General features: G+C 68.4%; 13 protein-coding genes. 6 read left to right on the top strand and 7 right to left on the bottom strand.

Going from position 1 to position 12,211, the window contains the following annotated elements; all coding sequences use genetic code 11:
* The first annotated feature begins 20 nt into the window (after positions 1-20).
* The gene (locus E0H45_RS00240; RefSeq protein WP_131334246.1) at positions 21-464 is read left to right on the top strand and encodes a globin domain-containing protein; all 444 of its coding nucleotides are present in this window, start codon (positions 21-23) and stop codon (positions 462-464) included.
* Here E0H45_RS00240 and E0H45_RS00235 read toward each other — a convergent pair.
* Positions 450-1,124: a uridine kinase family protein gene (locus E0H45_RS00235; RefSeq protein WP_131334245.1), complete on the bottom strand. Its 675-nt coding sequence runs from the start codon at positions 1,122-1,124 to the stop codon at positions 450-452. The genes E0H45_RS00240 and E0H45_RS00235 overlap by 15 nt on opposite strands.
* The gene (locus E0H45_RS00230) at positions 1,111-1,599 is read right to left on the bottom strand and encodes a hypothetical protein (RefSeq protein ID WP_131334244.1); all 489 of its coding nucleotides are present in this window, start codon (positions 1,597-1,599) and stop codon (positions 1,111-1,113) included. Before E0H45_RS00230 ends, E0H45_RS00235 begins: the two co-directional genes overlap by 14 nt.
* Before the next feature lie 89 nt (positions 1,600-1,688).
* On the opposite strand from E0H45_RS00230, the gene E0H45_RS00225 reads away from it, so the two are divergent.
* The gene (locus tag E0H45_RS00225) at positions 1,689-2,201 is read left to right on the top strand and encodes an SseB family protein (RefSeq protein WP_238154711.1); all 513 of its coding nucleotides are present in this window, start codon (positions 1,689-1,691) and stop codon (positions 2,199-2,201) included.
* A gap of 66 nt (positions 2,202-2,267) precedes the next feature.
* Here E0H45_RS00225 and E0H45_RS00220 read toward each other — a convergent pair whose 3' ends face one another.
* The 3 genes from E0H45_RS00220 to E0H45_RS00210 are packed head-to-tail and all read right to left on the bottom strand — an operon-like array spanning position 2,268 to position 5,935.
* Positions 2,268-4,748 carry an ABC transporter permease gene (locus E0H45_RS00220; RefSeq protein ID WP_131334242.1) on the bottom strand — a complete coding sequence of 827 codons (2,481 nt, stop codon included), beginning with the start codon at positions 4,746-4,748 and terminating at the stop codon, positions 2,268-2,270.
* Positions 4,749-4,751: 3 nt separating this feature from the next.
* A complete protein-coding gene (locus tag E0H45_RS00215; RefSeq protein ID WP_131334241.1) occupies positions 4,752-5,501 on the bottom strand; it encodes an ABC transporter ATP-binding protein in 750 nt (249 codons plus the stop codon).
* Between the two features lie 8 nt (positions 5,502-5,509).
* On the bottom strand, positions 5,510-5,935 hold the full coding sequence (locus E0H45_RS00210) for a DUF1707 SHOCT-like domain-containing protein (protein ID WP_131334240.1): 426 nt from the start codon (positions 5,933-5,935) through the stop codon (positions 5,510-5,512).
* A gap of 154 nt (positions 5,936-6,089) precedes the next feature.
* On the opposite strand from E0H45_RS00210, the gene E0H45_RS00205 reads away from it, so the two are divergent.
* Positions 6,090-6,806, top strand: a complete 717-nt coding sequence (locus E0H45_RS00205; RefSeq protein WP_131334239.1) for a TetR/AcrR family transcriptional regulator — start codon at positions 6,090-6,092, stop codon at positions 6,804-6,806.
* Here E0H45_RS00205 and E0H45_RS00200 read toward each other — a convergent pair.
* Positions 6,803-7,972: a glycoside hydrolase 5 family protein gene (locus tag E0H45_RS00200; RefSeq protein ID WP_131334238.1), complete on the bottom strand. Its 1,170-nt coding sequence runs from the start codon at positions 7,970-7,972 to the stop codon at positions 6,803-6,805. The two genes, E0H45_RS00205 and E0H45_RS00200, sit on opposite strands and share 4 nt — an antisense overlap.
* A 51-nt stretch (positions 7,973-8,023) precedes the next feature.
* A complete protein-coding gene (locus E0H45_RS00195; protein WP_131334237.1) occupies positions 8,024-9,040 on the bottom strand; it encodes a LacI family DNA-binding transcriptional regulator in 1,017 nt (338 codons plus the stop codon).
* Positions 9,041-9,124: 84 nt separating this feature from the next.
* Here E0H45_RS00195 and E0H45_RS00190 point away from each other — a divergent pair, with 84 nt between their 5' ends.
* From E0H45_RS00190 to E0H45_RS00180, 3 genes are read left to right on the top strand one after another with little or no spacing between them, the layout of a single operon-like run.
* Complete coding sequence (locus tag E0H45_RS00190) at positions 9,125-10,420, top strand: ABC transporter substrate-binding protein (RefSeq protein WP_131334236.1); 1,296 nt, start codon at positions 9,125-9,127, stop codon at positions 10,418-10,420.
* Positions 10,420-11,298: a carbohydrate ABC transporter permease gene (locus E0H45_RS00185; protein WP_131334235.1), complete on the top strand. Its 879-nt coding sequence runs from the start codon at positions 10,420-10,422 to the stop codon at positions 11,296-11,298. Before E0H45_RS00190 ends, E0H45_RS00185 begins: the two co-directional genes overlap by 1 nt.
* Positions 11,295-12,206 carry a carbohydrate ABC transporter permease gene (locus E0H45_RS00180; RefSeq protein ID WP_131334234.1) on the top strand — a complete coding sequence of 304 codons (912 nt, stop codon included), beginning with the start codon at positions 11,295-11,297 and terminating at the stop codon, positions 12,204-12,206. The genes E0H45_RS00185 and E0H45_RS00180 overlap by 4 nt, the downstream gene beginning before the upstream one ends.
* Positions 12,207-12,211 lie beyond the last annotated feature (5 nt).

Here is a 12,211-nt window from a genome sequence, read left to right as displayed (position 1 = left end):
TTGCGGCACCGTTGGGCCGTATGGAGACCGTTTACGAAGCGGCGGGTGGGGCCGAAGGCATGTTGCGGCTGGCGGCTGAGTGGCACGAGCGGGTGATGGCTGACGAGGTCGTCAGTCATGCGTTCCACGATGGGGCGCGGCCGGATCACACCGAGCGACTCGCGGCGTACTGGGGTGAGGCGCTGGGGGGACCGCCTGCCTACACCGAGGCGTACGGCGACGAGGCGTCGGTGCAGCGCCGGCACGCCGGGAACGGCGAGCACGACGAGATGAACCACCGCGCGATCGCCTGCTTCGACGAGGCGGTGATCGCGGCCGGCATCGACGACGAGCGCACCCGGTCCGTGCTGCACGACTACTTCGCCTGGGCGACCTTCAACACGATGTACCGCCACCATGCCGACGACATCGCCGACGACCAGCCCGTCCCGCAGTGGTCGTGGGACGGACTAGGAAGCAGCTGAGTCGTGAGGCGGTAGCGCGACCGACTTCGTGACGAGTTCGAGCGCCGGGTCGAAGGGCGTCGACGGGTCGCCGTCGACGATCACGTGGGCGCGGGAGCGGGTGGCCTCTTCGGCGAAGTGGTCGCGTTCCCAGCGCATCCACTCCAGCCAGTGGTCGCGGAGGGCCTCGCCGTCGCGTTCGATGCCGCGGTCCAGGCGGACCTCGTTCGACGTCTCCACCCAGAGCCGCAGCGCCTGCCAGTGCGCGGCGCCCCGGTCGCAGGCGGTGACGCCTTCGACGATCAGCAGGTCCACGGTGTTCGGTACGACGTGCAGCTCGGCGTACGCGCCCTGGTACCAGTCGTACCGGCGGTACCGTCCTTCGCGGCCGTCGGCCAGCCGTTGCAGGACGTGGTCGCGCAGCAGCGCGAAGCCACGCTCGGCTCCGGCCCAGCCGTCGTACAGGTCGTCCATGTGGATGACGTAGGTGTTCAGGTCGCGGGCCTTGGCCCGGGCCTCGAAGGCGGCGGCGACGGTGGTCTTGCCGGATCCGGCGGGGCCGTCGATACCGATCAGTCTGGTCCGGCCGAGGCGCGGCGCACCGGCCTGGACGTTGTCCAGCAGGGAGTCGATGGTCAGGGGGTTCGGGCCTTGGTCAAGGGCCTTGTCAGTTGATTCCATGGCGCTTCAGGATGTCCTCGATCTCGTCGAACTCCGACGATTCCTGCTGCTTCGCCTTCCCCTTTGACGGCTTGGCAGCTTTGGCGGGAGCGGCCGACGCAGGCGCGGGGCCTGTGGCGGTGAGCTCACCCGCGGGCGAGGCGGGTTTCTTTTCCTTGGGTGCCTTCGGACTGCGGCCGCGGGCGACGCCGGAAACGACGTACAGCACGACCGAGACGCCGAACAATGCGACTCCGGCCCACACGGTCGGGCTGAAGATCAGGTGCGTGACCCAACTCACGGCGGAGTGGACCACGTCCCAGACCAGTTCCAGCAGGCCGGTCAGGTACAGCGAGACCGGGAGCAGGGACCAAGCCACACCGCGCGTGCCGGCGGCGATCCCGCGGCGTCGCCAGGCGAACCACGAGCCGATCAGGCCGAGCAGCGTGAGGCCTACGCAGAGCGGGAGCATCGTCGAAACGTCGAAGTCAGGCACATACCCAGGCTCGCACAATTGGCGCGTGATCCAAGAGGGGAACAGCCCTGACGCACCCCTGAAACCGCGGTCCGGGGAGAATGAGCGCCGTGCAACCACCAGAGCGGCGATTGGCCTTCACCGGTTTCGACAACGACGACGGGTCGGCGGACCCGGCGCTGGCCGCTGCGCTCACCGACGGCGACGGGGGAGCGGTGCTGGCGGCGCTGACCAAGGCACGGCTACTGGTGCCGGTGGTCGCGATGCTCGGCGAGGTCGAGTACGACGAGAACGGGCTGGCGCACGACAAGACGTCGGACATGGCCGTCGCGCTGCTCCAGGGGCAGGACGGGCGGAACGCGCTGCTCGCGTTCACGGGCACCGAGGCCCTGACCCGCTGGAGTCCGGAGGCGCGCCCGATGCCGGCCCAGGCGCAGTTGGTCGCCACCGCGGCGATCCAGGAGGGCGCGGCCGCGATCGTGCTGGACATCGCCGGCCCGGCCGCGGGCGTGATCGAAACCGACGACGTACGGCGTTTGGCCGCCGGCTTCCAGGTGCTGCGCCTGGAAGACGGCGGCTACGCGTGGATCGAACCGGCCGGCTCAGACCCCTCCACCAGCTGAGCCGGCCGATCACGACCGCTTTCCGGAAAGAATTCGTCGCCAGGTGACGTTTTCTTTCCGGAAAGATCAGCCGACTGGTGAGCTGAGCGCGTCCATGGGCTTCGGACGCATCGCGATCCGGCCAGTGATCGCCGTGGTCGGGAGTACCAGCAGGAGGACGACCGCGATCCAGGCGACCAGGATCCACACCGGTCCGGACGGGATGGGCCAGCCGCGGGTCGCCATTGCGATCGGGAACACGGTGAACGCCGCGGTGACCAGCCCGGCGACCAGTCCGAGCGCCGCGATCAGCAGACCCTCCAGACGGAGCATCCGGGAGACGTCGCGCCGCGTCGACCCGGTCAATCGCTGCAGACCGAACTCGCGCCGCCGGTCCAGTACCGCGACGGAAATCGTGTTGATCGACGCGATGGCCGTGTACGCGACCGCGATGGCGGCGAGCAGATAGCCGATCCACGCGTCCACGCCGAGCCCGGTGTCCAAGCCTTCGCCGAGCAGTTCGCGTCCACCGATCGACGTACCCGGCCACTTCGACAGGTCTCGGTGCAGCTTGTTGTCGGTCTTCAGCAGTAGCTGGCTCGGCAGGCCGCTGGTCGTGTGGGCGGCGAGCAGTTGTGCGGGCAGCAAGAGCGACTCGTAGCCGGACGGTCCCTCGGCAAGGGCGACCACCTTGACCTTGACCAGGGCGTTGTCACCGAGACGCAGGCCGATCTCCGAGCCGACGCCCACCTTGAGCTTCTTCGCCGTACCCGGCGGGAGCGCCACGGTGTCACCGGTCAGGTCGTCCAGCGAACCCTGCTTCACCTTCCCCGTGTAGACCGGGCCGCTCAGGCCGAGCAGCGGCCAGGCGTCGCTGGTGTGCGACTTGTCGTACGGCTCCTCGATCCAGCCCTTGCTGCGGACCAGTTCCGACACTGCGGTGACACCCGGCATCGAACGCGCCGAGTCGGTCAGCGACGCCGGGATGCCGCCCGCGGTGGACGTGATCACCACATCGCCGGACAGGTTCTCGGTGAACGCGTCGACAGCGGCCCGCTGCTGTGTGGTCTGCGAATAGATGTTGCCGATGGCAATCGCCGTGGCAATGGTGATCGGGACCAGGATCGCGCCGAACTGCACCGCGCGGACCCGCAGGTTGATCACCGCGAGCGTTCCGCTGGTCCCACGCTTCTCGACCAGCCGCGTGATGCGGGGGATCAGCGCCCGCTGGATCACCAGCGGTGCGAGGATCGCGACCGCGATCGACCCAGTCAGGCCGGCCGGCCCACCGATCGCGGCAGCGTTGGCAGGGCCCATGAACGGCGTGGACAACGCGATCGCCGCTGTCGCACCGGCGAAGACGAGACCGGTGAGGATTCGTACCCGGCTCAGCGCCACGTTCGGTACGGCGGCCTCGGCCAGCGCCTGGATCGGGCGGATCCGGGCGGCCCGTCCGGCGGCGAAACCGACGGTCAACCGCAGTACGGCGTACGTGAGGACGGCAGCGCCGGCGAACGGCAGCGGGCCTTGGTCCAACCGCAGCTGTGTCGGCACGATCCCGCCGTCGGCCAGCATCCCGAAGATCCAGGTACCGGCGATCCGGCCGCACAGCAGCCCGAGCACCAGCCCGATCACACCGACCACCATCGTCTCGGCGATCACCATCTTGCCGACCTGGCGCGGGGTCGCGCCGCTGGCCCGGAGCAGCGCCAGTTCGCGGCGGCGCTGACGCACCGACAGCCCGATCGTGGCCGAGACCACGAGCGCCATCACCACAGCCACCATCCCACCGAAGACGCCGGACATGATGATCAGCGGCAGACCGGTCGCGATCCCGGAGAACTCCGCGACGCCGCGCTCGTCCCCTGTGTACGCCTTCACGCCCGTCGGCAGGTCGAGCCGCTTCGCGAGCTCCCGTACGGGCGTACCGTCCGCGGGAAACACCCCGATCGCATCCGCACCCGCCGGGATGTCCGCGTCGGCGAAGAAGACCGACGGTACGTCGACCTGGTGCTGGGCAACCGCGATACCCGCGAGGGTGTAGGTCCGGGGCGTCCCGCTGACCGTGACCGTCACGTGGTCACCCGGTTTCGCGGTGCCGGTCAGGCGCTGGTCGAGCACGACCTGCCCCGCCCGGGGTGCCTGGCCGGCGATCAACGCGTAGGGAGTCAGTGCCGCAGACGTCCACGCATGCCCAGCAAGCAAACCGGAGCCCGCGCTCTGGGCGGTTCCCGCGTTGGTCGAGGTGACGATGGCGGGGAAGGAGCGGTCGGGGATTGCTTTGGCGACGCCAGGCGTGGTGGCGAGCTTGGTGAGTACGGCCGGGTCGACGCGGTGGCGTTCCGGGAAGGCGGCGGAGCCGCTGCCGTTCGGTGGGTGGTACGCCGGGTCGCCGGTGACCACGATCGGGGCCGCGGACAGTCGTTGGGGTGGGGCGTTCAGGCGCAGCCCGGTCTCGAGCAGACCGCCGGCGGCGCTGAGCAGCGCCCCGCCGAGCAGGACCGCGACGAAGATCGCGAGGAAGGCGGCGGTCCGGTAGCGCAGGGTGGTGACGGCGAGGCGGAACATGGGTCAGCTCTCCGTGGGTGAGAGGCGGCCGGCGCTCAGCTGGGCGAGCTCGGCGGCGACAGCCGCGGCGGTGGGGTGGACGGCCTCGGACACGATCCGGCCGTCGACGAGGAAGACGACACGATCGGCGTACGAAGCCGCGACCGGGTCGTGGGTGACCATCACGATCGTTTGACCGAGCCGGCGGGACTGGTCGCGGAGCAGCGTGAGAACCTCGAGCGCGGTGGTGGTGTCCAGCGCGCCGGTCGGCTCGTCGGCGAACGTGATCGCGGTCCGTCCGGCGAGGGCCCGGGCGATCGCCACCCGCTGCTGCTGACCGCCGGACAACTCGCTCGGCCGGTGCTTGACGCGCTCGCCGAGACCGACCCGCTGGATGACCTCGGTCACCCAGGTGTCGTCCGGCTGTTTGCCGGCCAGCGTCATCGGGAGTACGACGTTCTGCCGCACCGTCAGCGCCGGCATCAGGTTGAAGGACTGGAAGACGAAGGCGACGTGCTCGCGGCGCAGCTCAGTCAGCGACGTCTCGTCGAGGCCCTGCAGCGACCTGCCGGCCAGCTGGACGTCACCGGTCGTCGGGGTGTCGAGGCCGGCCGCGCAATGCAGCAGTGTGCTCTTGCCGGAGCCGGACGGGCCCATTACCGCGGTGAAGCTGCCGGCGGCGAAGCCGTAGGTCACACCGGCCAGCGCGTCGACCGCGCCGGGTCCGGTGCCGTAGACCTTCCGGACATCATCCAGTCGCACTGGCGTGCTCACGGTGTCGTTCACGGTGCGACCAGTACGTCGTTCTTGCGGTGGTAGGACTCGTTGGTCCACCACAGGATCGCCACGATCGCGCCGAGACCGAGGTCCGACCAGAGCCACCACGGGCCGTCGAAGTGACCGAGGACCGCCAGGGCCAGCCAGACCACGAACTGGACCACGCAGGCGACCAGCCAGACACCGGTGAAGGCCTGGAGCGCCACGGTCAGCCCGCGGGGCGGGGCGGCGTTCGCGACACCCGACATGATGTTCCGCAGCTCGCCGCGAGTCCGGGCCGCGAGGACCTGCGCCTGGCGGTCGGTCGCCTGGGACGGGGTCAGCGCTGCCTGCCGTACGGCGCTTTCGAGCTTGCTGATCGCTGCGCGGCGATCGGCGTCGGTGAGCTGCACCTGGTCGGGCGTCAACAGGGGTTCGAGGATCGTGTTCATGAGAGGTGGTCCTTTCAGCGGGTCCTGAGGTGAGGTCCTGGTGTGAAACAGCGTATGGGTTGAACAGTTTCGGATCCCGGTGCTCAGGTCCCGTTTCCGAGGTAGACCTAGCTCCCCTGTTCGGCGTGGTCCGGTGTACGTCAGGATGGGAGGTATGACCGAGGACCGTGCGGACCTGCCGCCGGGGCTCGCCCTCTCGTGGGGCGTGCTGCCGGTGCAGCGGCGCGGGCCGAAGCCGGCGCTGTCGATCGAGCAGATCGTCGCCACCGGCATCGAGTTCGGTGACCGGTACGGGTTCGAGGCGGTCTCGCTGCAGCGGATCGCGGCGCAGCTCGGCGTCACCACGAACGCGATGTACCGCTATGTCCGGTCCAAGGAAGAGCTGATCGTCCTGGTCCACGACAAGGCGGTCGGGCTGCCGCCGGAGCTGCCGTCCGGCTGGCGCGCGGCGGCGATCGCGTGGGTGGATGCGCAGGTCAAGTTGTACGAGGACCGCCCGTGGCTGCTCGACGTACCGATCCGTGGCGCGCCCGTCACTCCCAACCTGCTGCGCTGGGTCGAGGTGATGCTGGCGGCGCTGGCGGAGACCGGGCTCAGTCAGCACGACAACCTCGGGTGCCTGATGCTGCTGGACGGGTGCGCGCGGAACTACGCCGGCCTGGCGCGGCAGCTCGGGGCGAGCGATCGCACGCCGGTGCAGTCGGAGCAGGTCGGCCAGTTCCTCGTCCCGCGGCTGATGGAGGGCGGGTATCCGACGCTGGTGTCGCTCTACCTCAACCAGGAGTACGAGGACGACCTCGACGACGACCTCGAGTTCGGGCTCGCCCGCATCCTCGACGGCATCGACGTACTGATCGCGAAGTCTCCCTAGGGCAGGGCGATCCGTACCGGTCCGTTGCTGCGGGCATCGACCCACTGCAGGTGGAACTCGCTGCCGGGGGCAACTTCCGCGCGACGTGCCGGCTCGGTGCGGAGGTTGATCGGCGCGGTCAGCGTGGTGGCGGGTGATTGCTGCGTCACGCCGTTCGCGCGCACCTCGGCGATCACGTCCGCGAGCGCCTGCGCGGCCGGTTTGCGCTGGTGGTCGACGGTGAACAGGCCGAGGTCGTACTCGCGGTCCGGGAAGTCGAGCAGCCGCCGGTCGATGTCGTGCGAGGACCACCAGGTCACGCCGTACAGGGCCGGGTTCGGCAGGACGGTCTCGACGGTCCGCCGGGTGAACTCGGCCTGCAGGTCGACGGGGATGTCGGGTCCCGGTACGCCGATCTCCTGCAGCCAGACGGGACGGTCGTGCTCGAGTGCCGTGGCCTTGGCGAGCTCGATCAGGTAGTCGGCGTGGGTGAGGGTGGCCGGACCCAGGGGACCGTCCACTCGTGAGACCCCGTTGAAAACCCACGAGTGGACAGTGGTCAGGTCACCCAGGTCCACCGCGTCGACGGGGTGGAACGGATGGTCGCCCTTGTACCAGGCGTCGTCGAAGACCGAGTGCAGGGCGAGTACGTCGGGTGCGGCCTTCTTCACCGTCGTCAGCAGTTCCTGAGCCCACGCGGTCGAGGTCTCGGGCGTGGTCGGGCTGTCCGGCCAGAGGTTGTTGACCTCGTTGCCGAGCGTGATCGCGAAGACGTTCGGCTTCGTCGCGACCGCGCGCGCCACGGCATCGACGTACGCCGTGAGACCGTCGCGGACCGTGCTGTCCTCGAACAGGCTGCTCTTGTGCCAGGTCAGCACCCACGACGGGAGGAAGTCGAAGCTGGACAGGTGCCCCTGGATCAGGTCGACCGCGACGGTCAGGCCGTGCTCCGCAGCGGCGTCGATCGTGTCCAGCAGGTCGGCGATCGCCTGCTCGCGGATGATCGCCCGGTTCGGCTGGATCCACGGCCAGATCGGGAAGACCCGGACGTGGTCCAGACCCATCCCGGCCAGGTCCGCGAAGTCCCGCCGGACCGCGTCGCGGTCGTAGTCCAGCCAGCTGTAGAACCATCCCGCCGAGGGAACATAGTTCGCACCGAACCGGGGCGTGACGGTCTCCGAAGCCATGCCGAGGATGCTAAATCGGTTTAGGCCGGAAGAGCAACTGAGGTGTCCGCATCAGGCCGGGGGTGCGGTGGACTCGCGGACGGTGAGGACCGGGTCGGAGGTGCGGCGGTTGATGACGGTGGCGGGGTCAGCGATGGTTTCGAGCAGGACCTCGGCGGCCTGGCGGCCGAAGTCGAAGGTGTCGCGGGACAGGGCCGTCAGCGCCGGGTGCATGAGCTGAGTGAGGATCGAGTCGTCGAACGCGACGATCGACAGGTCGCCGGGCACCGAGACGCCCATCTCCATCGCGACCCCGAGGCCCGCGACCGCCATCACGTCGCTGTCGTAGACGATCGCGGTCGGGCGATCGGACTGGGACAGCAGCTTGCGGGTGATCGCGGCGCCCTCCGCGTCGCTGAAGTCCGTGGTCAGCGAGGGGGCGTCGAGCAGTCCGAGCCGGGGCGCGGCGTCGCGGAGGGCCCGGATCCGGCGCTGCGTGTGCTGGAAGATCGGCGTACCGGCGACGTGGGCGATCCGGCGATGGCCGAGGGCGGCCAGGTACTCGACGATCGAGAGCATCGCGTCGCGGTCGTCGGCCCAGACCGAGGCGAGCGCGCCCTTGCCGCCGCGGCCGCCGATCACCACGGCCGGCAGCTCGAGTGCCTTGAGCTCGTCGACCCGCGGGTCCTTCACGGTCAGGTCGACCAGGATCACGCCGTCGACCCGGTGCTCCGACGCCCATCGCCGGTACACCTCGATCTCGGCCGCGGTGTCCTCGACGATCAGCAGCTGCAGCGAGATCGACTCCGCCGACAGCCCTGACTGCACGCCGGACAGCAGATGCGCGAAGAACGGCTCGACCCCGAGCGTCCGGGCCGGGCGTGCGATCACCATCCCGACCGAGTCGACCCGCGACGCCCCGAGCGCGCGCGCCGCGCTGTGCGGCCGCCAGCTCATCTGCTCGGCGATCTTCAGGATCCGCTCCCGGGTCGCGTCGCTGACCCCCGGCCGCCCGTTCAGCGCGAACGACACCGCACCCTTGGACACCCCGGCCCTGGTCGCGATGTCAGCGATCGTCGGTCTAACCATCGTGGTACCTCCTGCCCTTGACAGCGGATTCTACGATGTGGATAGTTCGGGAGCTATACCGGTTTATCAATTCCAGGAGATCCCATGCGTAGACGCCGTCCGGCGCTCGTGGCAAGTCTTGCCGCCGCCGCCCTCACCCTCGCAGGTTGCGGCCTCGGTTCCGAGGACTCCGGCAGCAGCGGCGGCGCCAAGCCGACCGTCGACGCCAACGCCCAGGTGACCGGTGAGGTCAGCTTCCAGACCTGGGCGTTGAAGCCCAAGTTCACGTCGTACGTCGAAGGCGTGATCAAGGCGTTCGAGGCGAAGTACCCGGGGACGCACGTCACCTGGCTGGACCAGCCCGGCGACGGCTACGACAAGAAGGTGCTGAGCCAGGCGTCGGCCGGCTCGCTGCCGGACGTGACGAACCTGCCGCCCGACTTCGCTCTCAGCCTGGCCAAGCAGAACATGCTGCTCGACGTCGCCGCCGCTGACCCGAAGCTGAACGAGGAGTACGTCGAGGGCGGCGTGCAGGCGTACCAGTACCAGGGCATGGACGGCACGTTCGGCTACCCGTGGTACCTGAACACCGACATCGACTACTGGAACGCGACGAAGTTCGCCGCGGCCGGCCTGGACGTGAAGAACCCGCCGAAGACGTTCGACGAGCTGCTCGCGGCCGCGAAGACGATGCACGACAAGACCGGCGGCAAGGAATACCTGATGAGCCGGCTGCCGGGCATCGGTGACTTCACCAACGCCGGGATCAAGATCCTCTCCGACGACGGCAAGAAGTTCACCTTCAACACCCCTGAGGCCGCGGCGCTGCTGGACAAGTACCGCGACGCCTACAAGGCCGGGTACATGCCGCGCGACATCCTGACCAACGAGTACCTGGGCAACTCCAAGCTCTTCACCCAGGGCAAGGTCGCCTGGACCACCGGTGGTGGCAACGCGATCCAGGACTTCAACAAGGACAACCCGTCGCTGAAGGGCAAGGTCGTTCCGTCGCCCGCGCTCGACACCCCGCCGCTGTACGTGCAGGGTCTGTCGGTCTCGGCCAAGACCAAGAACCAGGCCGCGGCGATCGCGCTCGCGCGGTTCGTCACCAACGCCGAGAACCAGGCCGCGTTCGCGAAGATCGTGAACATCTTCCCGTCCACCAAGGCGTCCGCCTCCGACCCGTACTTCTCGAAGTCCGACGGCACGCCGGAAAGTGACGCCAAGGTGCTCGCGTTCCAGTCGCTGGCCAAGGCCAAGGTGCTGCAGCCGCCGGTGATCAGCGGCGCGACCAACGACTTCATCGGGCAGCAGATCTCGCTGGCGATCTCCGGCAAGATCTCGTCCCAGGCAGCTCTTGACGCCGCGGTGGCCAAGGCCAACCAGCTACTTACTCAGTGATGCGTTACAACCGTTGGTTCACCCCGTGGGTGCTGGTGATCCCAGCACTCGTGTGGTTGCTCGTGTTCAACCTCTGGCCGTCGATCAACACCGTCATCCTGTCGTTCACGAACGCCAAACCGATCGGCGGCGGCCACTTCGTCGGGCTGAAGAACTTCGAGACCCTGCTGCACGACGAACAGTTGCGGTGGGCGCTGCTGAACAGCGTCATCTACATGGTGGTCTGTCTGCCGTTCCTGACCGTCCTGCCACTGCTGCTCGCCGTACTGGTGGAGAAGAAGCTGCCCGGGATCACGTTCTTCCGGACCGCGTTCTATACCCCGGTGGTGGCGTCGGCGGTCGTGGTGGCGCTGATCTGGCAGTGGATCCTGGACGACCGCGGCCTGGTCAACGGACTGGCCGAGAAGCTCGGCGTCATCTCCGGGCCGCTGCCGTTCCTGTCCGACCAGTGGTTGTTGTTGCTCAGCGCAATCAGTCTGACGATCTGGAAAGGGCTCGGGTACTACATGATCATCTACCTGGCCGCCCTCGGGAACGTCGGGCGTGAGCTGCACGAGGCGGCCGCGGTCGACGGTGCAGGACCGCTGCGGCGGTTCGTACACGTGACCATTCCCGGCGTTCGCGGGACGATGATCCTGATCTCGATCCTGATCTCGGTGTCGGCGCTGCGGGTGTTCTCCGAACTGTTCATCCTCAGCGGCGGCAAGGGCGGTCCGGGTGGCCGGGACAACTCGGTCGTGATGCTGATCCAGCAGTACAGCCAGGGCTTCGAGGGCAACCTGGGGTACGCGTCCGCGTTGTCGATCGTGCTGTTCTTCGTCACCGTCGTACCGATGCTGGTGCTGGCCCGTCTCAACCGCCGGGGAGCCGAAGCATGAGCGTTGTCACCGATCCGGCGCGGCCGGCCGTCGCGCCAGAGGCGCCGAAGTCCGTACGGCGGCGTCGTTCGTCAGGGTTCAACTCGGTGTCGCCGCGGGAGAAGGTCGCGCGGTACTTGCTGCTGGTCTTCGTGCTGCTGATCACGATCGGGCCTTTCCTCTGGCAGCTGTCGACGTCGCTGAAGGGATCCGGGGAGGACATCTACACCCGGATCCCGCGGCTGCTGCCGGCGCAGCCGACGTTCGACCACTACAAGGAGGTCACCGACACCATCCCGGTCTGGGACTACGCTCGGAACTCGCTCGTGGTCGCCTTTCTGGTTGTCGGCGGCAATGTGATCGGGGCGTCGCTGGCCGGGTTCGCGTTGTCCCGGTTGCAGTTCCGCGGCCGCAAGATCGTCCTTGGGCTGTTCCTGGCGACACTCGTGCTGCCGGGTGAGGTCACGATCATTTCGCAGTACGTGACGGTCCGGGAGTTCGGGCTGGCGAACACGCTCTTCGGTGTCGCACTGCCCGGAATGATCGGTGCGCTGAACGTGCTGCTGATGTACAACGCGTTCCGGTCCTTGCCGGTCGAAGTCGACCAGGCCGCGGTCGTGGACGGGGCGAACGCGTGGCAACGGTTCCTGTACATCGGCCTGCCGTCGGTGCGCGGGACGATCAGCGTGGTCGCGATCTTCGCGTTCATCGGCGCGTGGGACGACTTCCTGTGGCCGCTGATCGTGCTGACCGATCCGAACAAGTACACGCTGACCGTCGGCCTGCAGTATCTGTCCGGCACGTTCAGCAACAACCCGCGGCTGATCGCGGCCGGCACGATGATCGCGTTCATCCCGATCGTGATCGTCTTCGCCACCCTGCAACGCTTCTTCTTCAAGGGCGTCGAGGAAGGCGCGGTCAAGGGCTAGCCTCT

Origin of the sequence: Kribbella soli (assembly GCF_004331345.1) — a bacterium.
Classification (GTDB): domain Bacteria; phylum Actinomycetota; class Actinomycetes; order Propionibacteriales; family Kribbellaceae; genus Kribbella; species Kribbella soli.
This window is presented reverse-complemented; position numbering and strand designations above follow the sequence as displayed.